At 43.7% G+C, this 25,174-nt stretch carries 25 protein-coding genes; 10 read left to right on the forward strand and 15 right to left on the reverse strand.

Going from position 1 to position 25,174, the window contains the following annotated elements:
- Window position 1 precedes the first annotated feature (1 nt).
- From BLS64_RS04885 to BLS64_RS04915, 7 genes are all read right to left on the reverse strand, one after another.
- Window positions 2-2,227: an NADP-dependent isocitrate dehydrogenase gene (locus BLS64_RS04885; protein ID WP_093112403.1), complete on the reverse strand. Its 2,226-nt coding sequence runs from the start codon at window positions 2,225-2,227 to the stop codon at window positions 2-4.
- A 539-nt stretch (window positions 2,228-2,766) separates the two neighbouring features.
- Window positions 2,767-3,117 (reverse strand): 50S ribosomal protein L19, encoded by a 351-nt coding sequence (gene rplS / locus BLS64_RS04890; protein ID WP_093112404.1) that lies wholly within the window; start codon window positions 3,115-3,117, stop codon window positions 2,767-2,769.
- 124 nt (window positions 3,118-3,241) lie between these two features.
- Window positions 3,242-3,922: a tRNA (guanosine(37)-N1)-methyltransferase TrmD gene (gene trmD, locus BLS64_RS04895; RefSeq protein ID WP_093112405.1), complete on the reverse strand. Its 681-nt coding sequence runs from the start codon at window positions 3,920-3,922 to the stop codon at window positions 3,242-3,244.
- Window positions 3,923-3,992: 70 nt separating this feature from the next.
- Entirely contained in the window at window positions 3,993-4,577 is a 585-nt protein-coding gene (locus tag BLS64_RS04900) for a hypothetical protein (protein WP_093112406.1), read from the reverse strand.
- A gap of 188 nt (window positions 4,578-4,765) precedes the next feature.
- Window positions 4,766-5,839 carry a DUF748 domain-containing protein gene (locus BLS64_RS04905; protein WP_245693374.1) on the reverse strand — a complete coding sequence of 358 codons (1,074 nt, stop codon included), beginning with the start codon at window positions 5,837-5,839 and terminating at the stop codon, window positions 4,766-4,768.
- A 116-nt stretch (window positions 5,840-5,955) separates the two neighbouring features.
- Window positions 5,956-7,404, reverse strand: coding sequence for a glyceraldehyde-3-phosphate dehydrogenase (locus BLS64_RS04910; RefSeq protein WP_093112927.1), 1,449 nt, complete (start codon window positions 7,402-7,404; stop codon window positions 5,956-5,958).
- 131 nt (window positions 7,405-7,535) lie between these two features.
- Window positions 7,536-8,897 (reverse strand): S1C family serine protease, encoded by a 1,362-nt coding sequence (locus BLS64_RS04915; RefSeq protein ID WP_093112408.1) that lies wholly within the window; start codon window positions 8,895-8,897, stop codon window positions 7,536-7,538.
- Window positions 8,898-9,031: 134 nt separating this feature from the next.
- Here BLS64_RS04915 and dapF point away from each other — a divergent pair, with 134 nt between their 5' ends.
- From dapF to BLS64_RS04935, 4 genes are all read left to right on the forward strand, one after another.
- Window positions 9,032-9,820 (forward strand): diaminopimelate epimerase, encoded by a 789-nt coding sequence (gene dapF, locus BLS64_RS04920; protein WP_093112409.1) that lies wholly within the window; start codon window positions 9,032-9,034, stop codon window positions 9,818-9,820.
- Window positions 9,814-10,347: a GNAT family N-acetyltransferase gene (locus tag BLS64_RS04925; RefSeq protein ID WP_093112410.1), complete on the forward strand. Its 534-nt coding sequence runs from the start codon at window positions 9,814-9,816 to the stop codon at window positions 10,345-10,347. The genes dapF and BLS64_RS04925 overlap by 7 nt, the downstream gene beginning before the upstream one ends.
- Window positions 10,337-11,380, forward strand: coding sequence for an endolytic transglycosylase MltG (gene mltG, locus BLS64_RS04930; protein ID WP_093112411.1), 1,044 nt, complete (start codon window positions 10,337-10,339; stop codon window positions 11,378-11,380). The genes BLS64_RS04925 and mltG overlap by 11 nt, the downstream gene beginning before the upstream one ends.
- A 205-nt stretch (window positions 11,381-11,585) precedes the next feature.
- Window positions 11,586-12,266, forward strand: coding sequence for a peptidoglycan-binding protein LysM (locus tag BLS64_RS04935; protein ID WP_093112412.1), 681 nt, complete (start codon window positions 11,586-11,588; stop codon window positions 12,264-12,266).
- Here the strand turns inward: BLS64_RS04935 and BLS64_RS04940 are convergent.
- The 3 genes from BLS64_RS04940 to dnaA are packed head-to-tail and all read right to left on the reverse strand — an operon-like array spanning window position 12,244 to window position 14,869.
- Window positions 12,244-12,972: an SAM-dependent methyltransferase gene (locus tag BLS64_RS04940; RefSeq protein WP_093112413.1), complete on the reverse strand. Its 729-nt coding sequence runs from the start codon at window positions 12,970-12,972 to the stop codon at window positions 12,244-12,246. The genes BLS64_RS04935 and BLS64_RS04940 overlap by 23 nt on opposite strands.
- Window positions 12,965-13,432 (reverse strand): low molecular weight protein-tyrosine-phosphatase, encoded by a 468-nt coding sequence (locus BLS64_RS04945; protein ID WP_093112414.1) that lies wholly within the window; start codon window positions 13,430-13,432, stop codon window positions 12,965-12,967. Before BLS64_RS04945 ends, BLS64_RS04940 begins: the two co-directional genes overlap by 8 nt.
- Window positions 13,433-13,441: 9 nt before the next feature.
- Window positions 13,442-14,869 carry a chromosomal replication initiator protein DnaA gene (dnaA, locus tag BLS64_RS04950; RefSeq protein ID WP_093112928.1) on the reverse strand — a complete coding sequence of 476 codons (1,428 nt, stop codon included), beginning with the start codon at window positions 14,867-14,869 and terminating at the stop codon, window positions 13,442-13,444.
- Window positions 14,870-15,083: 214 nt separating this feature from the next.
- On the opposite strand from dnaA, the gene BLS64_RS04955 reads away from it, so the two are divergent.
- Window positions 15,084-15,482: an acyl-CoA thioesterase gene (locus BLS64_RS04955; RefSeq protein ID WP_093112415.1), complete on the forward strand. Its 399-nt coding sequence runs from the start codon at window positions 15,084-15,086 to the stop codon at window positions 15,480-15,482.
- Here the strand turns inward: BLS64_RS04955 and BLS64_RS04960 are convergent.
- From BLS64_RS04960 to ribD, 4 genes are read right to left on the reverse strand one after another with little or no spacing between them, the layout of a single operon-like run.
- Window positions 15,476-16,096 (reverse strand): IMPACT family protein, encoded by a 621-nt coding sequence (locus BLS64_RS04960; RefSeq protein WP_093112416.1) that lies wholly within the window; start codon window positions 16,094-16,096, stop codon window positions 15,476-15,478. The two genes, BLS64_RS04955 and BLS64_RS04960, sit on opposite strands and share 7 nt — an antisense overlap.
- Complete coding sequence (locus tag BLS64_RS04965; RefSeq protein WP_093112417.1) at window positions 16,084-16,965, reverse strand: EamA family transporter; 882 nt, start codon at window positions 16,963-16,965, stop codon at window positions 16,084-16,086. Before BLS64_RS04965 ends, BLS64_RS04960 begins: the two co-directional genes overlap by 13 nt.
- Complete coding sequence (locus tag BLS64_RS04970) at window positions 16,962-17,570, reverse strand: HAD family hydrolase (protein ID WP_093112418.1); 609 nt, start codon at window positions 17,568-17,570, stop codon at window positions 16,962-16,964. The genes BLS64_RS04965 and BLS64_RS04970 overlap by 4 nt, the downstream gene beginning before the upstream one ends.
- Window positions 17,563-18,612 carry a bifunctional diaminohydroxyphosphoribosylaminopyrimidine deaminase/5-amino-6-(5-phosphoribosylamino)uracil reductase RibD gene (ribD, locus tag BLS64_RS04975; RefSeq protein ID WP_245693392.1) on the reverse strand — a complete coding sequence of 350 codons (1,050 nt, stop codon included), beginning with the start codon at window positions 18,610-18,612 and terminating at the stop codon, window positions 17,563-17,565. Before ribD ends, BLS64_RS04970 begins: the two co-directional genes overlap by 8 nt.
- Window positions 18,613-18,771: 159 nt before the next feature.
- Here ribD and BLS64_RS15170 point away from each other — a divergent pair, with 159 nt between their 5' ends.
- The 5 genes from BLS64_RS15170 (at window position 18,772) to ligA (ending at window position 23,075) form a co-directional block, all read left to right on the forward strand.
- On the forward strand, window positions 18,772-18,942 hold the full coding sequence (locus tag BLS64_RS15170) for a hypothetical protein (RefSeq protein ID WP_176763427.1): 171 nt from the start codon (window positions 18,772-18,774) through the stop codon (window positions 18,940-18,942).
- A gap of 117 nt (window positions 18,943-19,059) precedes the next feature.
- Window positions 19,060-19,545 (forward strand): GNAT family N-acetyltransferase, encoded by a 486-nt coding sequence (locus BLS64_RS04980; RefSeq protein WP_176763428.1) that lies wholly within the window; start codon window positions 19,060-19,062, stop codon window positions 19,543-19,545.
- 32 nt (window positions 19,546-19,577) lie between these two features.
- Complete coding sequence (gene prmC / locus BLS64_RS04985) at window positions 19,578-20,435, forward strand: peptide chain release factor N(5)-glutamine methyltransferase (RefSeq protein WP_093112419.1); 858 nt, start codon at window positions 19,578-19,580, stop codon at window positions 20,433-20,435.
- Window positions 20,425-21,087: a VOC family protein gene (locus tag BLS64_RS04990; protein ID WP_093112420.1), complete on the forward strand. Its 663-nt coding sequence runs from the start codon at window positions 20,425-20,427 to the stop codon at window positions 21,085-21,087. Before prmC ends, BLS64_RS04990 begins: the two co-directional genes overlap by 11 nt.
- Entirely contained in the window at window positions 21,084-23,075 is a 1,992-nt protein-coding gene (gene ligA / locus BLS64_RS04995; RefSeq protein ID WP_093112421.1) for an NAD-dependent DNA ligase LigA, read from the forward strand. The genes BLS64_RS04990 and ligA overlap by 4 nt, the downstream gene beginning before the upstream one ends.
- Window positions 23,076-23,084: 9 nt before the next feature.
- Here ligA and BLS64_RS05000 read toward each other — a convergent pair whose 3' ends face one another.
- The gene (locus tag BLS64_RS05000; protein WP_176763429.1) at window positions 23,085-25,133 is read right to left on the reverse strand and encodes a hybrid sensor histidine kinase/response regulator; all 2,049 of its coding nucleotides are present in this window, start codon (window positions 25,131-25,133) and stop codon (window positions 23,085-23,087) included.
- Window positions 25,134-25,174 lie beyond the last annotated feature (41 nt).

The raw sequence follows: 25,174 nt of genomic DNA on the forward strand, positions 1-25,174 counted from the left end.
GTCATTTACCTGCAAGTATCCTGTTCAGGGTCTCGCTTGGTCTCATGGCTTTACTGGCCAGGCCATCTTCAGGTTTGTAATATCCGCCAATGTCTACCTTTGATCCCTGAGCATCGATCAGCTCCTGAAGGATCTTGTCCTCGTTCTTCTTCAGTTCTTCAGCTATTTTTGAAAAATGAGCTTTTAGCTCCTCGTCTTTATCCTGTTCGGCTAAGGCTTGTGCCCAGTACAAAGCAAGGTAAAAATGACTTCCGCGGTTATCCAGCTCATTCACCTTTCTGGATGGGGATTTGTCCTTCTCCAGGAATTCTTCAGTTGCCTTGTCTAATGCATCAGCAAGAACTAACGCTCTTTCATTTCCGTATTTTTCTCCTAAATGTTCAAGAGAAACGGCCAGGGCCAGGAATTCTCCCAGGGAATCCCATCTCAAATGCCCTTCTTCCACGAACTGTTGAACATGCTTAGGCGCAGAACCACCGGCTCCGGTCTCGAACAATCCTCCACCGTTCATAAGAGGAACGATAGAAAGCATTTTCGCGCTGGTTCCCAGTTCCAGGATAGGGAAAAGGTCTGTAAGGTAATCTCTCAACACATTTCCGGTAACCGAAATAGTGTCTTTTCCGGCTTTAAGGCGTTCAAGGGTGAATTGCGTAGCTGCTTCAGGAGAAAGAATTCTTATATCAAGCCCAGAAGTATCGTGCTGCGGCAAATACTCGTTAACTTTTTTGATCAGTTCGGCATCATGAGCCCTGTTCTTATCCAGCCAGAAAACGGTAGGGGTGTTAGTCGCTCTTGCGCGGTTCACGGCAAGTTTGACCCAATCCTGCACCGGCGCGTCCTTGGTCTGGCACATTCTCCAGATATCACCTTTTTCAACGGTATGCTCCATCAGCAGGTCTCCGTTGGCGGTGATCACCTGTACTTTTCCGTCTTCCGGAATTTCAAAGGTTTTGTCATGAGATCCATATTCTTCAGCCTTTTGGGCCATTAATCCCACGTTAGGCACAGTACCCATTGTGGTAGGATCAAAAGCGCCGTTCTTTTTACAGAATTCAATTGTAGTCTGGTAAACTCCGGCATAGCTGCTGTCCGGAATTACTGCTTTGGTGTCCTGGGTTTCGTTATTCTTATTCCACATCTGCCCAGAAGTACGGATCATCGCCGGCATAGAGGCGTCAATGATCACATCACTTGGTACATGCAGGTTGGTAATGCCTTTATCTGAATTCACCATAGCCAGGTCCGGACCTTCTTGAAGGTCATTTTCAATGGCCTTTTCGATCTCGTTCCGCTTATCTTCCGGAAGTTTGCTAATAGCGCTCAGCACATCTCCAAGTCCGCTGTTAGGATCAGCTCCGGCTTGATTCAATTCTTCAGAATACTTCTCAAAAACGTCTTTAAAGAATACCTTTACCGCATGGCCAAAGATGATAGGGTCTGATACCTTCATCATGGTAGCCTTCATATGAAGGGAGAAAAGAATGCCTTTGTCTTTAGCATCTTTTATCTGCTCACCCAGGAACTTTACCAAAGCTTTTTTGCTCATGAAGGTTCCGTCAATGATCTCACCTTTTAGTAGCTTAAGGTCATCCTTTAGAATTGTGGTTTCTCCGGAATTTCCAACCAGCTGAATCTTTACGGTTGTAGCATCTGGAAGAGTGACCGACCTTTCATTAGAACGAAAATCATTTTCTCCCATAGTAGCCACGTGGGTTTTGGAATCTGAACTCCATTCTCCCATGGAATGTGGGTGTTTCTTCGCGTAGTTCTTTACCGCCTTTGGTGCCCGGCGATCTGAATTTCCTTCCCTAAGCACAGGGTTCACCGCGCTACCCTTTACTTTATCATACTTGGCCTTTATCGCTTTTTCCTCGTCATTTTTCGGCTCATCGGGGTAATTTGGGAGGGAATATCCTTTTTTCTGAAGCTCTTCAATAGCCGCTTTCAACTGCGGAATGGAGGCACTAATGTTAGGAAGCTTAATGATGTTTGCTTCAGGGGTCTTGGCAAGATCTCCCAGTTCAGCAAGTGCATCTGAAACTTTCTGGTCTTCTGAAAGCCTTTCGGGAAACTGGGAAAGGATCCTTCCAGCAAGGGAGATGTCCTTGGTTTCCAGGTCTACGTTAGCCGCTTTTGTGAAAGACTGTACAATGGGAAGTAATGAATATGTTGCCAGGGCAGGAGCCTCATCGGTCTTGGTATAGATAATCTTGGTTTTCTGTGTCATATTATGGTGGGTATTATTTTATAATAAGGTCGTGCAATTTACCATTTTTAAAGCTTTTTTCATAGGTGCAAGGCCGAAGAAGCACCTAAAAACTACTGTTTCTGGCATAAAAAAAGCCATTTCACTATAACATTATAATGAAATGGCTTCCTAATGAAATAACAATGGTTGCTGAACTTTTTACATTCTGTTTGAGACTTTTCATCATCTCAAGGCAAGTTGTTATTTCATCTGAAACAATTTACATGTCCCAAAAGAGTGTGTGTAAATTGCTTCTAAACGTTTTTACCAATTAAACTTATGGTTCAAAAGATAAAAACCTATGTAAAGATCGTTACTCTACATGAACTTTAAAAGAGAATTCCTTGCGACATTCCTAATCTTTTAAAATTCACTTATAAATATACGAAGAAAGATTCGTTGACGCAAGTGCTTGGCGCTCAAGTAATTCCTAAATTTAAGCTAAAATTGTCCCGCAGAATGTTGAGCAATAAAAAAGCCCCATAACTGGGGCTTTTAAGGAATATCTTTGAAGGATATTATCTTCTTCTTTCTTTGATACGAGCTTTCTTACCGGTAAGTTCTCTAAAGTAGTAGATTCTTGCTCTACGAACTTTACCACGCTTGTTGATCTCGATCTTTTGAAGCGCCGGAAGGTTCAATGGGAAGATACGCTCAACTCCTACAGTACCGCTCATCTTACGAATGGTAAAGGTTTGGGAAGCTCCGGTTCCTCTCTTCTGAATTACAACTCCGCGGAAGAACTGAGTACGGGTCTTTGCGCCCTCAGTAATTTCGTAATAAACAGTGATGGTATCTCCGGCTGAAAATTCAGGGAAATCCTTTTTTGTTACAAATTCGTCCTGTACAAATTTAACTAACGATTCCATTTCTAATATGGTTTAAAAGTAAAGTCCAAAACAACATTCACGGTTTTCGCCAGAGGTTGGTTCGGAAACGAGTGCAAAATTATGAAAATATTTTTATCTGCCGATGCCTGGATCGGAATTTATTTTACTCATCCTTTAATAGATCGGGCCGTAGTTTCTTAGTACGTTCATAAGCCTGTTCTTCCCGCCATTCCTCGATCTTCGGAAAGTTACCGGATGTCAGGATTTCAGGAACTTTCCATCCTTTATAATCGGCAGGGCGGGTGTAAATGGGCGGAGCCAGTAAATTATCCTGAAAAGAATCGGTAAGGGCAGAGGTTTCATTCCCCAAAACTCCCGGCAGCAACCTTATGACCGCATCACACAACACCGCGGCTCCCAGTTCTCCTCCGGATAATACAAAATCTCCCACAGAGATCTCCCGGGTCACAAAATGCTCCCGTACTCGCTGGTCTACTCCTTTATAATGTCCGCAAAGGATAATGAGATTCTCTTTTAGTGACAGTTCGTTAGCCATTCCCTGCTTCAGGGTCTCCCCATCGGGCGTCATGTAGATCACTTCATCATAGTTTCTTTCGGCCTTTAGCGCAGAGATACATTTGTCAATGGGCTCAATCATCATTACCATCCCGGCGCCTCCGCCAAACTGGTAGTCATCGATCTGCTTATAATTGTCGGTCACGTAGTCCCTAAGATTGTGAAGGTGGATCTCCACCAATCCTTTTTCTATGGCCCGCTTTAGAATAGAGGCTTCAAAAGGGCTTTTCAGAATATCGGGAACAACAGTGATTATATCAATTCGCATGGCAAAGGAGGCTTTTGGCTAAAATGCAAAAATACGCAGAGCGGGAATTTCAATTACAGCTTTTTCCTAATTATTTTGCCAGTTTCATTTGTTTGTTCTTCTCATCCTGTAGCAAACGACCTAAACGCTGCTCTTTCTCAAGGGCTTTTGCGCGGTAAGAATCAAATTCTTTTTCCAGTTCAGCAAGGTTCTTTTTAGCCTCTTTAGTGTCTACATTGCTTTTTTTGAAGCGTACGATGAAAAGAGCCAGCGCAAGAATTAAGATCCCGACTATTCCCCACATAGTGCTTTTATATGAGGTCTTGCTAAAAGGGAAACCAAGAAAGGTGATCGCATCTTTTTCGGCAGTAACCTGGTTCAATTTTGCCTCAAGAGCTTCCATATCGGTATTTTGCTTCGCGATCTTCTGCTTATAAGCGAGACTGGCTTCTTTTGAAGCAGCGATCTCTTCTTTTAATTCGGCGATCCTTTTAGAGGTAAGGTTCTGTAAGGTGGTAAGTTCACCTGTGTCTACTACTTTGTATCCTTTAAAGTTGTTGGAATTCTCGATGAGTTCAGCGAATTTCTCATCAATGGTAGTTTCGGTCGAGACCTGGGCAGTTCCGTAAGCGGTCAGGAAGAGGGCACAAATGGAGGAGAATAATAGTTTTTTCATAGGGTTTGGGGTTTAATTTTTTATCACTATCAGAACGAGAGAGGTAAGGGCTTATTGTAGAAAAATTTCACTTTTTTTTCACACCTAACTGCCTGGCTTTCATCATGCGCTCGATCAAATTGTGGGTGCAAAACTAAGAAGAAAATGATCTTTTTGCACAGTTGAAAATCATAAAATTTTAAGAGAATTTAATCCCCTTCTTTTGATTCTTTGACGGCCTCTTGATAGTTGATGTCTTTATCAACGTCTGTAGTAAAGGCGCTGATCCAGGCATTCTTAAAAATGTTGAGTATAGTTGATAAAACTCCGGTGTCGATGTTGTTCAGATCTCCTTCTAATGGCGCTTTGGTGGCCAGGGTATCGGTCCCCTGGTTTTTGAAGAGAAACTTGAAAACCCCTACAAAGCCTTCCCAGATCTTTTCAAAGAACCCCTGGTCTTCTTCCCCTATCAATTCGGTGTTGATGAACATTGGTTTTAAATAGCCCTTTAGGTAACCATCGGCAATAGCCATTTCTGAATACAGTTCGAAAGTTCCGCTGGCAAAATCAACACCCACTGCGTTTATTGACATTTCATTAAGGGCTGTGACATCGGCCTTTTTAAGCGCAAATTCCACATCCATGTCGGGGATCTTCTTCATAACATTGATCCTTCCGTCAAGTGAGGCCTTTCCCCCTCCAAACGAAGTGGCTGTAGCATTGATGGTAGAAGGGAGGATGGTATCGGTGCGGCGCACGTTCTGAAGGTTAGTGGCATACAGGAATATGTTGTCGAATACCAGGTCGATATTGGGATCGGCAGAAAACTGCACAAAATTGATCTTTCCGTCGTGGGCTTCCAGGTGGTTTATCTTAATGGGAACCAGATCAGTAAGTGCATCGGTCCAGTCTCCTACATCTGGTTTGCCTTCGGGAGTGGTTTTTTTCTGATCTTCAAAGATGTAATTCATCTCGGGCGAATGCAGCACGATCTCGCTCACTATTCGCCCTTTGAACAGGGACTTCCATTCGATAGAAATATCAGATTTCGGAAAATTCAGAAGAGGAGCATCAAGGGTAGCATTTTCCTTGTCCAGCCAAAGATCTTCAATCACATAGGCACCGCGATAGAGGGCGACATCAATATCTGAAACTCCGCCTTCATAACCCGGAATATCGTTTAAGGTCTTATTGACGTACTTTTCCAGGAAGTAAGGCAGCAAAAGCCTTGCTATGATTAATAAAATAGCAATTCCAAGCAGGATTTTCCATTTCTTTTTCAAAACAGGCAGCTTTGGAATAATAAAAATCGCACTTTCTCCTGTCTCGGGGAGTTAAGGAAGTAATAAAAAACCCATCCGAATCGGGATGGGTTTTTAAGGTTTTAATAAGCGTGATATTAATAATAGGTGAACCTTCTCACTTTTGCGATATACTTTGCCAGCCTTATAACCTGGTGGCTGTACCCGTATTCATTGTCATACCATACATAAAGCACTACATTTTTCCCGTCTTCGGTTACAATGGTCGCATTGCTGTCATAAATAGACGGTTGCGCAGAACCTACAATGTCAGTAGAAACCAGTTCATTGTCCATTGAATATTTGATCTGTTCTACAAGGTCACCCTCTAAAGCATAATGTTTGATGATATCGTTGATACCTTCTTTTGAAGTAGGAGTTTCTACCGCGAGATTCAGGATCGCAAGAGAGCCGTTAGGAACCGGTACGCGTATGGCGTTGGAAGTCAGTTTGCCTTCAAAAACAGGTAGGGCCTTGGAAACCGCTTTTCCGGCGCCGGTTTCGGTAATTACCATGTTAAGGGCAGCCGCACGGCCTCTTCTGTATTTCTTATGCATGTTGTCAACCAGGTTCTGGTCATTGGTGTAGGCGTGAATGGTTTCCAAATGTCCGTGATCTACACCCAAAGAATCCTCAACGGCTTTAAGAACCGGAGTGATAGCGTTGGTAGTACAGGAAGCTGCCGAAAAGATGGAAACTTCATCAGGATTGTATTCTAGATGATTTACCCCGTGTACTATATTAGGCACTCCTTTTCCGGGAGCGGTAAGTAACACTTTACTTGCTCCTTTTGAAGTTAAATGCCTGCTAAGGGCTTCCTCATCTCTGAAAGCGCCGGTATTGTCGATGATCAAAGCATCCTGGATACCATATTCTGTATAATCGATCTCTTCAGGATTGTTGGCGCTGATCATGTGAACGGTGGTGCCATTGATCACCAGGCACTTCTTTTCAGCATTATAGGAAACCGTTCCTGAAAAATCTCCGTGAACTGAATCGTTCTTAAGTAAAGAGGCTCTTTTCTCAAGAACAGTATCGTCTATATTCCCACGGGTTACAATGGCACGAAGACGCAGCTGACTTCCTTTTCCGGTACGAGTCATGAGCTCTCTGGCCAATAGTCTCCCAATTCTTCCGAAGCCATAGAGCACCACATCTTTTGGCGTGATCTCTTCTGATTTTTTAGCATCCTTCAGTTTATCGGAAACAAAAGCAGTGGCGTTAGCATATTTTTGATCCTCTAAGTGATATTCATAGGTAAGCTTTCCAATGTCCAGCTTGGCAGATGGAAAATCAAGGGTCTTAATAGCCTCTGCGATCTCTACGGAATCAAAAATTGAAATTGGTTTCTGAACGAACTCTCCCGCATATTCGTGCAAATCAAGAATGTCACTGACGTTGCGGTCTATCAATTGATTTCTGAACAGTACCAGCTCAATTGATTTGTCGTACCACAGGTCACTAACAGTTTTGATGAACTGTACGGCTGCACGGCGACGATCTGCCTGAAAGGCCAATTCCTTTTCGTAAACTTCGATTGAATTCATTTTACAAGTTGTGTTGTATGTTAAAATCGCAGCAAAAATATATATTTCAAACGTTTTCGTAAAGGTATTTACATAAAAAAATCCCACCCAGTTCTGGGCGGGATCTTTTGCGTTTTTCCGAACGGAAATATTTATCTCCAAACGTATTTTTGCTTCTCCCCATTAGGCGCTACAAAGGTCACGCTAATTGGATCTGAAGAGTTTCTTCTGGCCATCACTTCCTTTACATCATCAATATCCTCTACAGGGATATTGTCAATGGCGGTTATGAGGGTGCCGGTGAGTCGCTCACTTTGCATTTGCGGAGTAAGACCACGGGTGATCTTAACCCCGTTCTTTACCTTGTTCCTGGCAAGATCTTCAGAAGACGCGTTGGTCACTTCGAGCCCAATGGCTTTGATCTGGTAAACCTCATATTTGGTAAGTTTTACCCGAAGGGTTTTTTCTTCCCCGTCGCGAAGCACCTTCACCTGCACTACATCATTCGGTCTTTTTGAACCTATATAACCTTTAAGATCTGAGAATTTCCTGATCTCAACATTGTCGATCTGGTTAATGATGTCGCCTTCTCTAATTCCACCTTTATCTGCACCGCTTCCTTGCTCTACCTCGGCAACATAGACCCCTTCGGTAGTGTTTACTTCTATTTCAGCCGGAAGTCTCGAAACCTGGCTTCCTCGTATTCCCAGGATTCCCTGCTGTACATCTCCAAATTCAAGGATGTCTTCCACGATCTTCCTGGCGTTGTTGGAAGGCACGGCAAAAGCGTACCCAACATAGCTTCCGGTTTGGGAAGTGATGGCGGTATTGATCCCGATCAATTCTCCGTGTACATTGACCAGGGCACCTCCGCTGTTTCCGGGATTAATGGCCGCGTCTGTCTGTATGAAGGAAGATACGTTGCTGTCCATCCCCAGGTCACGGGATTTCGCGCTGATGATCCCTGCCGTTACCGTAGAGGTAAGGTTGAACGGGTTTCCTACTGCCAGCACCCATTCCCCGATTCGAGCATTGTTGGAGTTCCCGAAAGGCAGGTAGTCCAGGTCTTCGGCCTCTATCTTGAGGAGGGCAATATCAGTAGTCGGGTCAGACCCTATTACCTGGGCCATGTAATTTTCGTTGTTGTTGAGAGTTACCTGCAGTTTGCTGGCATTCTGGATCACGTGATTATTCGTAACAATGTATCCGTCCGGTGAAATGATCACTCCGGAACCTGTACCCTGCAGGGCGGTACCGGCGCGACTTGAAAAGGGCGACCGGGTTTCGGTAATATTTTTAACGTGAACCACGGCATGCACAGATTTATCGGCTGCTTCGGTAAAATCGGCCATTGCAGAGCCGGGTACGGCTTCAAAATTAACGGGGGTGTAGGCGGGAATGCTCCCTTTGTCTTCTACATAAACGGGCTCCTCTTCAATGAATAGCAGGTAGCTGCCCAGGGTGAGAGCCCCTCCCATAATAGAAACCAATAATAAGCTGAAAAGTTTTCTCATGTTTTTCTATTATTTAATTGTATTTGTTAAACATTTTATCGATTCCAGAAGCAGGGTAAATCCAACTGATTTACCTTCCTAAAACCTTCTGATTTTCTCTTTTATTGTATCTTTGATCCCTCAAAATTCACCTGATGGAACTTTCATTTTATAAATACCAGGGAACGGGGAATGATTTTGTCATGGTTGATAACCGACAAAATATTATTTCCAAAAACAATACCAATTTAATAAAAACCCTCTGTGACCGAAAATTTGGCATAGGTGCCGACGGCCTTATTCTGCTTGAGGATGCCGATGAACCCCGAGTGGATTTTAAGATGGTATATTTCAATTCTGATGGACGGGAAAGTTCCATGTGCGGCAATGGCGGAAGGTGTATTGTTGCCTTTGCGCATTTCCTCGGAATCATTAAAGACAGAACTGTATTTACAGCCATTGATGGATTGCATGAAGCTACTATAGAAGGTGACCTGGTAAGCTTAAAAATGACTGAAGTGGAGAGGGTAGAGGAAAAGGAGGACGCAGTTTTTCTTAACACCGGCTCCCCGCATCACGTGGTTTTTCATAAAGACATTGCCTCGCTCAATATCAAAGAAGAGGGGGCAGCCATCAGGTATTCCGAAGCATATAAAAAGGCCGGTGGTACCAACGTAAACTTTTCTCAACCTTCAGAGGAAGCTGTTTTACGTGTCCGCACCTATGAAAGAGGAGTGGAAGATGAAACCCTTTCCTGTGGAACCGGGGTAACTGCGGTAGCACTTGCAGCTTTTGCGACCGGAAAGGTAAGCGCGAAAAAGATCAAACTTTTGACACCGGGGGGAGAACTTTTCGTTTCCTTCGAGCCAGAGGGAAAAGCTTTTAAAAATATCTGGCTTACCGGGCCCGCAAAACAGGTTTTTAAAGGAGAGATCTCATGTTGACGTTAAAGGGAGAAAAAGTTGACCTTAGAGCGCTGGAACCGGAAGACCTGGAATTTCTCTTTTCAGTAGAAAATGATGAGGAGTTTTGGGAGGTTAGTTCCACCAGTACCCCTTACTCACGCTACATCCTGAAACAATACCTGGAAAATTCCCATCGTGACATATATGAAGTACGTCAACTGCGGCTCATGATCTGCGAGAAGAACGGCTCTCCGGTCGGATTGATAGATATATTTGATTTCGACCCAAAGAACAGGCGTGCGGCCATAGGTATCATTATCAACTGCAGGAACAACCGACAAAAAGGTTTTGGTGCCGAAGCTCTTGCCATGGTCTGCAATTATTGTTTTACTCACCTGGAACTGCACCAGGTTTATGCCAATGTTGGTATGGAAAATGTTTCCAGCAAACTATTATTCGAGAAATCGGGTTTTAAGATTACCGCTCAAAAGAAGGATTGGATCCGGGTGAACGGTTCTTATAAAGATGAATTATTATACCAGTTGATCAACGAGAATGTACATTAAAAAAATATTATTAGCCATTGCCCTTTTAGGGCTAATCGTTTTAGGAGGATTCTCTTATTATGTCTATGACGTGATCTTTTCGCCTAATACCACCTTTTCTGAAGAACAGGTGGATGTATATATTCCTACCAATGCTACTTACGCCCAGGTGAGGGAGCAGTTAAAGCCTTTGCTGAAAGATCCTGCCGACTTTGACCTGGTGGCCGGTAAAAAAGGTTATACCCAGAATATCAAAGCCGGGCGTTTTATCCTGAAGAAGGGAATGAACAATAATGAAATGATCAATACCTTAAGAAGCCGAAATGTTCCGGTGTGGGTAACGTTCAACAATCAGGAAAGACTTGAAGATCTCGCCGGAAGGATCTCCTCGCAAATAGAGGCTGACAGTATCCAGATCCTCGAACAGCTGAAGGATTCGGCTTTTTTGGATTCCCACGGCTTTAACAGGCGAAATGCCCTGGGTATGTACATCCCGAATAAATATGAGTTTTTCTGGAATACTTCCGCAGAAGAATTTCGGGAGCGAATGCAAAAGGAATACCAACGATTCTGGACTCCGCAGCGGCTGGAAAAAGCCGAAGAGATAGGTTTGACCCCGCATGAGGTCATGGTGGTGGCTTCCATCGTTCAAAAGGAGACCGCCAAGGTTGATGAGCGAAAAAGAGTGGCCGGGGTATACATGAACCGCATTAATAATGGCTGGAAACTCGATGCTGATCCTACTGTAATTTATGCTCTGAAGGATAAATATCAGAATTTTGATACGATCATCAAAAGGGTGCTTTACAAGGACTTAACACTTGATTCTCCTTATAACACCTATAAATACAAAGAAATTCCTCCCGGGCCTATCGCCATGCCCGACATTTCTTCCATAGACGCCGTTCTCAACTATGAAGACCACGATTATTTCTATTTCGTAGCCGATGTTCAGAATTTTGGATATCATAAATTTTCTAAAACTTTGGCGCAGCATAATGCGAATAAAAGGGAATACGTGAGATGGATCAACAAACAAAAGATCAACCGGTAATTTTCTGACTCTCTGAGCTTTAAAATTTTATACTGAAAACAACTTTTCATTTTTTGGCACGTTTTATGTCTAAAAGGCTTTAAAACAGCAAAAATTGCTTTAAGAATTGTTTAACAGTCTGAGAATTAGGTTTTTAAAATTTAACCTATATTTGTCGGCCGAATTGGGATGGTTTCTTAACCATTTCCAAACAAAATAAATCAGGATGAAAAAGAAAATTGCAAAATTTTCGGTTTTACCAGTTTTAGGAGCATCGATCTTTTTTTACAGCTTCTCAACGAAAAAAGCCCTTGAGGCGGAAGAAAGGCTTGCAGCCGAATTTTCCACCGCGAATGAGGTGCTGGACTTCACCGTGCCCGAGGCGCCTCAATTTGACATCTTTGAGCCCACCGACCGCTATTATCCCGAATTAGGAAAATCTTATCTCGCTTTCAAGGAAGCCTTGGGATTCAAAGAATCCGGAGGGGATTACAAGATCATCAATGAGTTTGGATATATGGGTAAATACCAGTTCGGGAAAGGTACCTTAAGACTTATCGGTATAAGAGATGTGAATCTCTTCCTGGAACGACCAGATCTTCAGGAAGCGGCGTTCTACGCAAATGCTTCAAGAAACAAATGGATCTTAAGACGAGATATCGCGCGTTTTCAGGATAAAGTGATCAACGGGATTAAGATCACAGAGTCCGGTATCCTTGCTGCGGCTCACCTTGCGGGCCCCGGAAATGTGAAAAAATACCTGAGAAGCTGGGGAGCCAATGGTTTTAATGACGGCTTCGGAACTTCAATAAAATATTACATCAAAAGATTTGCAGGTTATGATACTTCTTTCGTTGTGCCGGACAGGAAGGCGAAAGCGAAGATCAAAACTCCTTCTGCAGTATAAAGATAGTGGGCCTTTTATGAAGGTCCACTTTTGTTTTAGCCCATTCAGAAATGGGTTTTGTCACAATGTATTCAGTGCTTAATGTAATGTCGCATGCCACGCAGACTCTTGTGGCAGGATGGAGATACTGTACCAGGTCTTCCAGCATTTTGTTGTTCCTGTAAGGGGTTTCAATGAAAAGTTGCGCCTGATCCTTTTCCTGTGAAAGCCTTTCCAGCGATTTGATCTCATTTTTTCGGGCTGCCTTATCTATGGGAAGATAGCCATTAAATGCGAAATTCTGCCCGTTCATCCCTGAAGCCATCATGGCCAGTAAAATAGAGGAGGGGCCTACCATGGGTACCACTTTTATCCCTTCGCGATGCGCGATCTTGACGATGTCTGCACCGGGATCGGCTACTCCGGGACAGCCGGCTTCACTCAAAAGCCCTACATCCACTCCTTCTTTACACGGTTTTAAAAATCCGGGAATATCTGCAGGATCGGTATGCTTGTTCAGCAGAAATAAATTTAAAGAAGGTTGAGACTTAGAAGGAACCAGTTTCTTTATGGCTCTTCTTGCTGTTTTTTCGTTTTCTACGATGAATGTGTTTATTCTTTCTACTTCCCTTTGCACCGAAGCAGGTAAAACCTCCAGAGGATCACTGTCACCAAGGGTGGTGGGGATGAGGTATAATTTTCCGGAAGCAGAGAAAGAATTATTCACTTTTTGAATCTAATTTTTTTGCGATCACCTCACAGGCTTCTTCGAGCATTTCGTAAACTCGATGGAAACCTTCGGGGCCTCCCTGGTAAGGATCGGGTACTTCTACGTTTTCGCCGGGAAAGATCTCATTCAGGATGAGAGAAACTTTTTGCCGGTGTTCTTCGTGCCGGGCCAATGACATCACATCTCTGTAATTGGAAATATCCATCACATAGATCCTGTCAAAAAGTTCAAAATCTTCGGCGGTGAATTGTCTTCCTCGTTGGTACGTAATATCGAGGTTGTTCTTTTGAGCAACGGCCACCGATCGTTCGTCTGGCGAGTCTCCAATATGATAGTTACTGGTGGCGGCAGAATCTACTTCTACCTTTTCAGGATCCACTTTTGAGCGCAAAATGCCTTCGGCCAGGGGTGACCTGCAAATGTTTCCAAGACACACCATCAAAACCCTGGTTTTCATAATCCTGTTTTAGAGAGTAAGTTTCTTGTTGATATCGTCAACAAATTTGTTGAACTGCTTGTCTGTTGAAGCCAGGTTATCCACAGTTTTACAGGCATGAAGCACGGTGGCGTGATCTCTCTTGCCTATCTGGGAGCCTATGCTGGCCAAAGATGCCTTTGTAAACTTCTTGGCAAAGAACATGGCCAGTTGACGCGCCTGTACGATATGTCTTTTTCTCGTTTTTGACTGCAAGGTATCCACATCCATCTGGAAATATTCGCTCACCACTTTCTGGATATAATCTATGGAAACCTCGCGCTTCGTGTTCTTCACGTAATTGTCCACGATCTTTTTGGCAAGATCTAAAGTGATATCCTTTTTATTGAAAGAGGAGTGGGCGATAAGTGAAATGATCGCGCCTTCCAATTCACGAATATTGGTTTTGATATTATTGGCCAGGAACTCCACGATCTCTTCGGGCATGTCAACCCCATCGCGGTACAGCTTGTTCTTAATGATCGAGATCCTTGTATCGGTATCCGGGTGTTGCAGTTCTGCGGAAAGCCCCCACTTAAAACGGGATAAAAGCCTTTGTTCTATATCCTGCATGTCTACCGGGGCCTTATCACTGGTAAGGATCACCTGTTTACGGTTCTGGTGGAGGTGATTGAAAATGTGGAAGAAAACATCCTGTGTTCCGGCCTTTCCCGAAAGCAGCTGAATGTCATCCACGATCAGCACATCAATGATCTGGTAAAAATGAATGAAATCGTTGCGATTGTTCTTTTTTACGGATTCAATGTATTGCTGTGTGAATTTTTCCGCGGAAATATAAAGAACGGTCTTCTCCGGGTACTTATCCTTGATCTCTATCCCTATGGAATGAGCCAGGTGTGTTTTTCCCAGTCCAACTCCACCGAAGATCAACAGCGGATTAAAAGAGGTTTCCCCCGGTTTGTTGGCCACAGCCAGACCTGCAGATCTTGCCAGCCTGTTGGAATCTCCTTCAAGGAAATTATCAAAGTTATAGCTGGGGTTAAGCTGCGATTCGATCTTCACATTCCTGATACCCGGAATGATGAATGGGTTCTTTAACTCAGGGTTCTTGTTCTTGATGGGAACATCAACTTCCTGCGAAGCCATGTTGGACCTGTTGGTACTTGGGATCTTTTCGGTGAAAGGCTGTTTGTTCCCGTAGGTATTCTCCATCCTTATCACGTACACCAGTTTTGCCTGGTCTCCCAAAACACGGTTCAAAGAAACTTTCAGAAGTTTTACATAATGCTCCTCCAGCCACTCATAAAAAAACTTGGAAGGTACCTGAATGCTCAGTGCTTTATCAGTTAGTTTAACTGCCTGTATAGGTTCAAACCAGGTTTTGTAGGCCTGGGGGGTAATGTTATCTTTGATGAAAGCTAGACAGCTGTTCCAAACTGATTGCGCAGTTTCTGACATTCCTGATTCTAAGTTTTTAAGATGCTTGTTAGTAGTGACTTCCATAAGAAAAAGAGAAAAGTTTCTTTCTCCCGGGTTAATTAGAGCAACAAATATGTGAACAAATTATGTAAAAAAAAAACGATCTGCCTCTTGAAAATTAACAAAATTTTTAGCATACTTCGTTCACTTGATGAAAGTACAAAACCCAATCAAATAATCCCATTAAAAAATCATGAAAAGCCATAATTCGTATGTTAAAGTTCGTTACGCCGAAACCGATCAAATGGGAGTTGTGTACCACGGCAACTATGCTCAATATCTTGAGATCGCCCGAATTGACTGGCTTGACGCAATTGGGATCTCCTATAAAAAAATGGAAGAAGAAGGGGTTATGTTACCGGTTTACGAATTGAAAACCCGATTTAAAAGATCGGCGAAATTTGATGACCTTCTTAAAATCGAGACTACTCTTCTTAAAAAACCGGGTGTAAGAATAGAGTTTTCTTATAAAATTTTTAACGAGAATAAGGAATTACTTACAGAAGCAGAAACCACCCTCATTTTTATGGACATGAAAAAAAATAAACCCATCAAATGTCCGCAGTATATTTTGGAAAAACTTGGTTATTGATCTTCTAGCTGAGTAATCTTTACCTTATAGGTAGCATCGAATTTTTCATAGATCCTGTCGGCTTCCTTTTTCCTTACCATAATGATGATCTTACAATCAAGCTCCAGGATCTGGTCAACCACATTTAAATTATTCTCTTTGATAACCCGCATTACCTTGTTCATCTCGGGATAGTCAAAGGAGATCTCGAATGTGAGATCGATGGTGCGCGTAACGATCTTAGAAGCCTCCAACGCCATTTGAGCGGCAGTCTTGTAGGCATTGATCAATCCACCCACCCCCAGTTTTACTCCTCCGAAATATCGTACCACCACGATCAGGATATTGGTGACATTAAAAGACTGTATCTGCCCGTAAATAGGCATGCCTGCAGAATTTGATGGTTCCCCGTCATCGTTGGCCCGGTACCGGTAGTCTTCCTTGCCTAATTGCCAGGCATAGCACCAGTGTCTGGCCGCGTGGTGCTTTTTCCTGAGATCTTCCAGGTGTTCTTTGATCTCTTCTTCGTTTATTACCGGGAACGCGTAGCCAAAGAATTTGCTGTTCTTGTCTTTAAAAAGCACTTCTTCTGAAGCTTTTGTGATGGTCCTGTAGGTGTCTTTTAGTTCATCCATTGCTCAGCGCTTGCGATCAAAATTATACTTACGATAGCGATCCCTATTCCCAGCCAGTTCTTAGGCAGCATTCTTTCCTTGAAAAGCAGGATTCCCAGCAGGGTAGAGGTCATTACGATGGCCACGTTATTAATGGGGAATACGTTTGAGCTTTCCATACCATTGGTCCTTAATGCCATCACCAGGAAATAAATAGATCCAAAATTAGGTACACCCAACGCTATTCCTCCTACAACATTTTTCCAGGACAATTTTAAGGTTTTTCGTATTCCCTGAAATATGAGAATGCTTGTTCCTATAATTCCGGCGATCGCAAAAATGGTCGAGGTGAAAAGCGCTACGTCTGCTTCGGCGACATAAGTGGTTTCCAGGAATTTTATGGTGGTGTCTATGATCCCGCTTCCGAAGAACACCAGCAGTGGAAAGATCAGGTTCCTTTTTCTGATGGTGATGCCTTCCTTCTTTTTGATGGAGGTAAGATACACAGCTGTTAGAGCCAGTAATATTCCGGAAACTTTGAGAAGACCGGTACTTTCATTGTACAGGAAAATTCCGAAAAGCACCGGAATGGCCACCGACATTTTTGTGGCCACCGAAACTACCGAAAGTCCGCTTCGCTGGGTGGTGAGCGCGGCCAGGTAAAAGACTGCGATGAACAAGAAGCCGAGAATTATGGTCCCGGGGAACCATGCTTCCGAAGGGATTTTTTCCAGGTTCAGCGGCTGGTTGTCTATCAGCAGGCCCGAGGAAAACGCGATGAAATAATTAAAAATGATAGCCTGCAGGGTGTTGATCTTAAAACGGTCAAATAATTTGAACACCACGAAGATCACACTCGAGGAAAGGACGCTGAGCAACAGAAAGATCAAAACAGCTCTTTTTTAACCTGAAAAAGGTGAACCACATCCTCTGTTGCCGGATCAATATTCCAGGTGTGAATGTTCATTTCTGCCGCCGCCGCGGTATTTTCAGGAGTGTCGTCAATGAAAAGTGTCTCTTCAGGTTTGAGGTCCTGCTCTTTCAGTACGTACTCAAAGATGGATTTGTCGGGTTTTCTTAAATTGATCTCCTGTGACAGGTAAAAGGCGTCAAAGCAATTTTTGAAATCTTCAAAAAAGCCGATATTCTCCTTTACCCAGTCAATATGAATATCGTTGGTGTTGCTTAACAGGATGAGCTTGTACTTTCCTTCTTTAGAAAGCTGCTGCAAGAAACGCAGGCGGTGCTCGGGAAATTTCAGCAAAATGGCATTCCAGGAATCTGTGAATTTTTGGGCCGACAACTGCGGAAAGGACTCGCAGTAGGCGGAGATGAACTCTTCTGAAGAGAGAAGCCCTTTTTCATACTGCAGGTTATTGATAAGCATTTCCTCTGAAAATTCAGAAATATTCAACCTTTCCAGCTCTCTTTTTGTAGCGGCTTTATCCAGGTCGAGAAAAACGTCCCCAAAGTCGAAAATTATATTCTTAATCATTGATGTAAATCCTTAAGGTGTCTGTAGCGATGTTTTCTTCTGAAATTTGCTTCCCTGAAAATTTCGGGCTGCCGGTACCTTCCTTGAACTGTACCGTTCCGGTGAAAACCCGGGCTTCATCCCATTTTTCGGCATCTATGAAGGTCTGCAGGGTTTGTCTTCCTCCTTCTATAATGACCGACTGGATTTTGTTTCTCCACAAGATCTCGCAGATTTGTGTGGTGAGATCCTTCTCAAAATCTACAGGCTCAAAAATGACATTTTCCGAAGATCTTTCCGAAGAAACCTTTTCGCACAGCACCAGAGTTTTTATGCTGTTGTCAAAAAGGAAAGATTCGGCAGGAACTCTAAGCTGCCTGTCCAGCACAATACGTACGGGATCACTGCCATGCCACAGCCGGGTATTCAGTTTTGGATTATCTTCTATTGCGGTTCGAGTGCCTACCATTATGGCTTCTTCTTCGGCACGCCATTTATGCACCAGCTGTTTGGAGTAGCGGTTAGTGATCCAGACGGGCTCCCGGTCTTTCCCGGTGGAAGGTAACGGACTCAAAAATCCGTCAGCCGACTGAGCCCATTTTAGTATGATGTAAGGTCTTTTTTTAGTGTGGAAGGTGAAGAACCTTTTGTTGAGTTCCCTGCATTTTTCTTCCAGTACTCCCACTACTACTTCGCAACCGGCATCCATCAGTTTTTTCACTCCTTTTCCTGCAACTTCCGAAAAAGGATCGATGGTGCCTATCACCACTCTTTTTATTCCCATGTCAATGATAAGATTGCTACAGGGCGGTGTTTTTCCGTAGTGGCTGCAGGGTTCCAGGCTTACATAAATGGTAGAGCTCTTTAGCAGGTTTTTATCTTTTACCGAGTTTACGGCATTCACTTCTGCATGTGGCTCTCCGGCCTTTTGGTGCCAGCCTTCCCCGATTATTCTGTCTTTGTGAACTATCACACTGCCCACCACAGGATTGGGGTAGGTGCGGCCCAGGCCGTTCCTGGCCAGTTGTATGCAGCGGTCCATATATTTTTCCTGCGTGGTCACTGCACAAAAATAGGTATAAATGAGGGAATGATGAAGAGATGCGTAATTCAAATACTATGAGGAAGTTGATCTTTTAAAAACGTAGTTCATCGATAAAAATGTTATTTTTGTCGGATAAAAATTATAAAAATGTAAGAAAATTCTTTATGTTTGTGAGAGATGAGAAACGATAAAACACTTTGGAGTTTTCTCCAAAAGGAGATCTTCTACTGGATGGATAAACTCTTCCTGATCGCCATAGCTTTTGCCTTTTTAGGCTTTTTATTATGGCTTGAGCTAAAGTATGACTTGATAAAGGCATTGTGGAGCGTCATTTTTAGCGTGGATTAGCCCCAAATTCTAATAACACTTTTCAGGAAGAGCTATTCACCCTCTTAAGTTTTGCCCGTACGCCTGTTGCCGGGTACGGGTGTAAATAGTACTTTTACGCTCATTGAAAATATTTTGATGAGCACATATACTATCCGTGAAATTAAGCCGCAGGATAACCCTGAGGTAAAGAAAGTTATTCAAAGCGTCCTGGTCGAGATGGGCGTTCCTAAAGTTGGAACTGCCTACGAGGACGTATCCCTAAATGATATGTATGCCACTTATGATGCGCCGCGCATGAGCTATTTTGTGGTCGAGGAAGAAGGGAAGATCATAGGCAGTGCAGGGATCGCGCCCTTACAGGGCGGGGAAGAAGAGATCTGTGAACTGCAAAAAATGTATTTTCTGCCGCAGGCACGCGGCCGTGGGGTAGGCGCAGAAATGATGAAAACCTGCCTTGATTTTGCCCGAAGCCAGGGATTTGAAAAATGTTACCTGGAAACCCTGCCTTACATGGAAAGCGCCAGGAAGCTTTACGCACGGACGGGCTTTAATTCCCTTGAAAAACCACTTGGAGATACCGGTCACTACAACTGTACCATGTGGATGATAAAGGATCTTTAAAAACGAAATCGCCCATTGTTCACATTTAAACAATGACAGTAAGCGAACTTAAAAAGCAGTTTTTTGACACTCTTCGGAATATATATCCGAAGGAGGAGGCAGGTTCCTTTTTCACTATTCTTGCTGAGGAGTTTCTTGATATGAGCAGGCTTGAAATAGCTCTATATCCTGAAAAGGTTTTAACTCCAGGTCAATTGCAGCAGTTTACTGATGCCCAGGAAAGACTTCAGCAGCATGAGCCGGTACAATACATCACAGGAAGAACTCATTTTTTCGGACTTGAATTTGGGGTGAACAAAAATGTTCTGATCCCGCGGCCCGAAACCGAGGAACTTGTAGAGTGGATCCTCAATGACCTTCAGGAGCAAAAAAATAAGGAGCTTGAGATCCTGGATCTTGGGACAGGAAGCGGTTGCATTGCCATTTCCCTGGCTAAGAATCTTCCCCATACAAAAGTTTCGGCTATGGACATTTCATCTGAAGCCTTGAAAGTGGCCCGTGAGAACGCGTTGAAAAATGAAGTTCAAGTGGATTTTTTGGAGCAGGATATTCTCAAAACTGAAAGGCTTCCGAAGAGATATGATGTCATCGTCTCCAATCCGCCTTACGTGCGGGAGCTTGAAAAAAAGGAGATGCAGAAGAACGTGCTCGATTTTGAACCGGCTTCGGCTTTATACGTCAAAGACGCTGATCCGCTGCTTTTTTATGAGAAAATAACCGCTTTGGCCGCCGGGGCTTTAAAACCTTCCGGAGCTTTATATTTTGAGATCAATCAGTACCTCGGGAAGGAAACCGAAGCCTTACTGCGAAAAAAAGATTTCCTTTCCTCTTTAAAAAAGGATATTTTCGGGGTCAACCGAATGTTAAAAGGAATAAAACATGAAAATTGAATTTCTAACCCTGTACACCTCCCGACTCAAAGAGCAACAGGATTTCTATGAAGACGTTCTTGGCCTGCCGGTCAAAAATGTGAAAGATGGTTCATTTCAGGTGGAAATTGGCTACAGTTTGCTTGAATTTCGGCAGCAGGATTCAGCTACACCTTATCATTTTGCTGTTCACATTCCGCCGAAACAAGTGGAACCTGCGCATGACTGGCTTAAGGAGCGGGTAGAGATCCTGAAGGACGAAGAAAATGAGATCGTTGAGTTCCCGGCCTGGAAGGCACGGTCGGTTTACTTTTATGATGCCGACAAGAACATAGTGGAACTGATTTCAAGGGAAGATCTTTTTTCTGCTGCGGAAGGTTTTTCCGAAGCAAATTTTCTTGGCATTAGTGAAATGGGACTGGCAACGGCCGAGGTGGAGGAAAAATTTCGGTTTCTGAACGACCGGTTCGGGCTTCAGAAATTTTCCGGCGATTACTCGCGATTTTGTGCCACCGGAGACGATGAGGGCCTTTTCATCATCATCAATAAAGAAATAAAAGACTGGATACCTACGGGAGACGCGGCTTTTGCTTCTCCTTTTGAAATAGAATTTTCTGTGAAAGGGGCTTCTTCGCGAATCGCCTTTTACAATGACCGACTTGAAAGCATATGAACCCAAAGGAAAAGATAAACAGGCTGCGCGAAGAGCTGCACCACCACAATTATTTGTATTACGTTCTGGACAAACCTGAAATTTCTGATTATGAATTCGATCAGAAACTCAAGGAGCTGCAAAAGCTGGAAGAACAACATCCGGAATTCTATGATGAAAATTCCCCGACCTTAAGAGTTGGAGGCGCCGTGACTAAGAACTTTGCGACCGTGGTGCATGAACACCGAATGTACTCCCTGGACAATTCCTATTCTAAGGAAGACCTGGAGAACTGGGAAAAGAGGATAAGGAAAATGGTTGATGGCAAAGTGAATTACACCTGTGAGCTGAAATATGACGGGGCATCGATCAGCCTTACCTATGAAAATGGAAAATTTAAGCAGGCTGTGACTCGTGGTGATGGTATTCAAGGAGATGATGTCACAAACAACGTTCGTACCATTAGGTCTGTGCCTCTTCAGCTACAGGGAGATTATCCCGAAAAATTTGAGATAGGCGGGGAGATCGTTTTGCCATATGAAGGTTTCGCGCACCTTAACGCAGCCAGGGTAGAGGCAGGGGAAGAACCTTATGCCAATCCGCGGAACACGGCTTCGGGCAGTCTTAAGCTGCAGGACAGTGCCGAAGTGGCTAAAAGGCCGCTTGATTGCCTGCTTTACGGGTTGAAAGGGAATAAACTCGGAATTAAAACACAATTCGAAAGCCTGGAGAAAGCGCGAAAATGGGGATTTAAAGTCCCTGATGAAGCTATTTTAGCAAAGGATCTTGATGAGGTGCTTAAGTATATCAACTACTGGGATGTTCACCGTCATGACCTGCCCTATGAAACAGACGGGGTGGTAGTAAAGGTGAATGACCTGCACCAGCAGGAAGAACTGGGCCATACCTCCAAATCACCTCGCTGGGCAATGGCCTATAAATTCCAGGCCGAGCAGGTTGCCACCAGGCTCAATAAGATCTCCTACCAGGTAGGGAGGACCGGGGCCATTACTCCGGTAGCCAATTTGGAGCCGGTACAACTGGGTGGTACGGTCGTAAAAAGGGCTTCCCTGCACAACGCCGACCAGATAGAAAAGCTCGATATTAGAGAGGGAGATGAGGTGTACGTGGAAAAAGGAGGGGAGATCATTCCTAAGATCGTGGGGGTGAACTTCAAAAAGAGGGATCCGCAATCTAACCCGACGAAATACATCATCAACTGCCCCGAATGCGGTACAGAGCTGGTGCGGAATGAAGGCGAGGCGCAGCATTATTGCCCAAATGCCAATGGATGTCCGCCACAGATCATTGGGCGGATTCAGCATTTCATTTCCCGGAAAGCCATGGATATTGAAGGGCTGGGAGGGGAAACCGTGGCTCTGCTTGTGAACGAAGGATTGATAGGAAATTATGCAGATCTATACGAACTGAAGAAGGAGCAGATCCTGCCATTGGAACGCATGGCCGAGAAATCTGCCGATAACCTGATCAAAGGAATTGAAAAATCAAAGGAGATCCCTTTTGAGCGGGTGCTTTTTGCCCTGGGAATTAGATATGTGGGGGAAACCGTAGGAAAAAAGCTCGCCGCGCATTTCAAGAACATTGATGCTCTTCGGAAAGCCACACAAACCGAACTGGAGAATATAGATGAGATAGGCAGCCGAATAGCTGAAAGCGTGGTGGAATTCTTTTCTTCCGAAGAAAACAATGAAACCGTAGAGCGCCTAAAAGAGTACGGACTTCAACTGGCCATCTCTGCGGAAAAACTGGCGAACCAGACAAATAAGCTTGAAGGACAGTCGTTCGTGGTATCGGGGGTTTTTTCTATGTCGCGGAATGACCTGAAGAAAATGATCGAAGATAATGGCGGAAAAGTTTCCGGATCCATTTCTTCCAAAACAGCTTATGTTGTGGCCGGTGAGAATATGGGGCCAAGCAAACATGCCAAGGCCGAAAGTTTAGGGATTCCCATAATCAGTGAAGAGGACTTCCTGAAAATGGTAGAATAAAATGCTTTTTCAGGTGTATTTCCTTATGAGCTGTAACAGGCGTTCCTTGTCAATGGGTTTGGTGATATAGTCATTGCATCCTGCTTCAAGGGCTTTTTCCTTGTCTCCTGAAGAAGTGTAGGCTGTTTGTACGATAATAGGTACGGTCTGGTTGAAGGTCCTGATCTCTTTTGTGGCTTCGATCCCGTTCATCACGGGCATCTTAATGTCCATGAGCACCAGGTCAATGTTCGGATTCTTCCGTAGTAGCTCAACGCATTCCTTTCCAGATCTTGCCCGGGTTATTTTTATTTCGGGACGTTTTAGGATCTGATTAATGAAAAGGAAACTAATATTGTCATCTTCAGCAATTAAAATGTCAAGAGGCTTGCTGGTAACTTCCTGGTCGTGATTATTGTTGTTTGACACCGCCTCTTTATCTACGGGCCTGTACGGTAAGGTAAAGAAAAAGGTAGTGCCCCGGTTTTCTTCAGATTCCAGCCAGATTTTACCCTGCAGAGCTTTCACGTAAGCTTTGACTATAGCAAGGCCGAGGCCGGACCCTTCATGCGGACGGGTAATGCTGAGGTTTGCCTGTACAAAACGTTTAAAAATGGCCTTTTGTCTCTCGGGAGGAATGCCTACTCCGGTATCTTTTATGTAAAAAACCAGGTCTTTGCCTTTTTTGTAATTCCCTATTTCAATGTAACCATGATCTGTAAACTTGATGGCATTGCCAATAAGATTTGTGAGAATGTTATCAAAAATGAACTTATCGGTCTCTATAATTCCATCGCTATCATCAAGGTTCTGAAAAAGCTTTAATTCTATATTTTTCTCCTTTGCCTGCGGAAGAAAGAAATTATAGTAAAATTCCATTACTTCGGGAATGTTGACCCTACCCGGATGCACTGTTAGCTGGTGTGTATCTATCTTGGAGATCTCGATAATATTGTTGATGGTGGTGAGCAACCTCTTGCCGCTTTTGATGACGATGTCAATATATTTCGTGCGGGTATCAGAATCCAGGTTAGGTTCTTTGAGCAGTTCCAGAAACCCGATGATCCCGTTCATGGGCGTTCGTATCTCGTGAGACATGTTTTGGAGAAATATTGTCTTGAGTCGCTCATGTTCTTCAGCCTTTTCCTTAGCCTGAGTGAGTTGCCTGTTCCTTTTCCAAAGAGCCTGTGTCTTGAGCTTTACCTGGTAACGGAGCAAGAACAGAAAACCTATGATGCTTAACAGCAGAAATAATACGATATATAGGATCCACCAAAAATACGATGGAAGGCTCTTATTTTCGGGAGGGTCAAACCAAAAATGTATTATCGAGTAGTATTCTGATCTTGGATCATTCTTTAGGGCCGAAAGTTGCCGGTCGATCTTGAAGACCACAGCGGGATCAAGGCTTCTGGAAAAGGCGAGATGCAATTCTGAAGGCCTGAAAATGATTCCGGTCGAGGTGATCTCTCCGTTGATGTGCTTTGTGAAGTAAAGGAAACGTGAGGCCACCAGTACGTCGATCTCCTTTTGATAAAGCCCTTCAATGGAAGAGGGGTAATCATCATAAGTGACCTTCTTAAAGTCAAGCTTGAGGTTCTTAATAGCGAATTCGTCAAAAAATTCTTCCTGTACGGAACCTTTTAGCACTCCTATCCTTCTGTTTTTAAAATCGGCCAGTGAACGGATTTCGGCATTCTTAAGGGTGTAGGCTTCAAGCCAGGAACTCAGCACAGGTACTGTGTTCAGGTTGTAAAGGGAATCCCGTTCCCGCGAATAGGCAACATCTGGCAACAGGTCAATTCGATCTTCAGACAGCATTTGCTTGAGCTCATTCCAGTCGCCGGTCGCATATTCCAGCTCAAAATCCTCTCTTTCGGCGATCACCTCCAGGAGATCGATAAAAATCCCGTCAGCCTTACCTTCTTCATTGACAAAGATCTTGGGAGGATTGTTGTAGACTCCTACTCGTAGGGAATGAGATTTTCCTTCTTCCTGCGCTCTTAAGTGTAAAGGCCCAAAAAACAGAAGAAGATATAACAGGAGAAAGCAATATCTCTTAAGATCACTGTTTTTCATTCGGTGTGGCTTTGCACGCATTCGGAATAAATTGAGTAAGT

The sequence above is a fragment of the Salinimicrobium catena genome (assembly GCF_900102915.1).
Classification (GTDB): Bacteria; Bacteroidota; Bacteroidia; order Flavobacteriales; family Flavobacteriaceae; genus Salinimicrobium; species Salinimicrobium catena.

What these genes read in the sequence shown, in the direction of transcription:
- BLS64_RS04885 (WP_093112403.1), bottom strand. Translation starts at nt 2,227, where the DNA reads ATGACACAGAAAACCAAGATTATCTATACCAAGACCGATGAGGCTCCT.
- rplS (WP_093112404.1), bottom strand. Translation starts at nt 3,117, where the DNA reads ATGGAATCGTTAGTTAAATTTGTACAGGACGAATTTGTAACAAAAAAG.
- trmD (WP_093112405.1), bottom strand. Translation starts at nt 3,922, where the DNA reads ATGCGAATTGATATAATCACTGTTGTTCCCGATATTCTGAAAAGCCCT.
- BLS64_RS04900 (WP_093112406.1), bottom strand. Translation starts at nt 4,577, where the DNA reads ATGAAAAAACTATTATTCTCCTCCATTTGTGCCCTCTTCCTGACCGCT.
- BLS64_RS04910 (WP_093112927.1), bottom strand. Translation starts at nt 7,404, where the DNA reads ATGAATTCAATCGAAGTTTACGAAAAGGAATTGGCCTTTCAGGCAGAT.
- BLS64_RS04915 (WP_093112408.1), bottom strand. Translation starts at nt 8,897, where the DNA reads ATGAGAAAACTTTTCAGCTTATTATTGGTTTCTATTATGGGAGGGGCT.
- dapF (WP_093112409.1), top strand. Translation starts at nt 9,032, where the DNA reads ATGGAACTTTCATTTTATAAATACCAGGGAACGGGGAATGATTTTGTC.
- BLS64_RS04925 (WP_093112410.1), top strand. Translation starts at nt 9,814, where the DNA reads ATGTTGACGTTAAAGGGAGAAAAAGTTGACCTTAGAGCGCTGGAACCG.
- mltG (WP_093112411.1), top strand. Translation starts at nt 10,337, where the DNA reads ATGTACATTAAAAAAATATTATTAGCCATTGCCCTTTTAGGGCTAATC.
- BLS64_RS04935 (WP_093112412.1), top strand. Translation starts at nt 11,586, where the DNA reads ATGAAAAAGAAAATTGCAAAATTTTCGGTTTTACCAGTTTTAGGAGCA.
- BLS64_RS04945 (WP_093112414.1), bottom strand. Translation starts at nt 13,432, where the DNA reads ATGAAAACCAGGGTTTTGATGGTGTGTCTTGGAAACATTTGCAGGTCA.
- dnaA (WP_093112928.1), bottom strand. Translation starts at nt 14,869, where the DNA reads ATGTCAGAAACTGCGCAATCAGTTTGGAACAGCTGTCTAGCTTTCATC.
- BLS64_RS04955 (WP_093112415.1), top strand. Translation starts at nt 15,084, where the DNA reads ATGAAAAGCCATAATTCGTATGTTAAAGTTCGTTACGCCGAAACCGAT.
- BLS64_RS04960 (WP_093112416.1), bottom strand. Translation starts at nt 16,096, where the DNA reads ATGGATGAACTAAAAGACACCTACAGGACCATCACAAAAGCTTCAGAA.
- BLS64_RS04970 (WP_093112418.1), bottom strand. Translation starts at nt 17,570, where the DNA reads ATGATTAAGAATATAATTTTCGACTTTGGGGACGTTTTTCTCGACCTG.
- BLS64_RS15170 (WP_176763427.1), top strand. Translation starts at nt 18,772, where the DNA reads ATGAGAAACGATAAAACACTTTGGAGTTTTCTCCAAAAGGAGATCTTC.
- BLS64_RS04980 (WP_176763428.1), top strand. Translation starts at nt 19,060, where the DNA reads ATGAGCACATATACTATCCGTGAAATTAAGCCGCAGGATAACCCTGAG.
- prmC (WP_093112419.1), top strand. Translation starts at nt 19,578, where the DNA reads ATGACAGTAAGCGAACTTAAAAAGCAGTTTTTTGACACTCTTCGGAAT.
- BLS64_RS04990 (WP_093112420.1), top strand. Translation starts at nt 20,425, where the DNA reads ATGAAAATTGAATTTCTAACCCTGTACACCTCCCGACTCAAAGAGCAA.
- ligA (WP_093112421.1), top strand. Translation starts at nt 21,084, where the DNA reads ATGAACCCAAAGGAAAAGATAAACAGGCTGCGCGAAGAGCTGCACCAC.
- BLS64_RS05000 (WP_176763429.1), bottom strand. Translation starts at nt 25,133, where the DNA reads ATGAAAAACAGTGATCTTAAGAGATATTGCTTTCTCCTGTTATATCTT.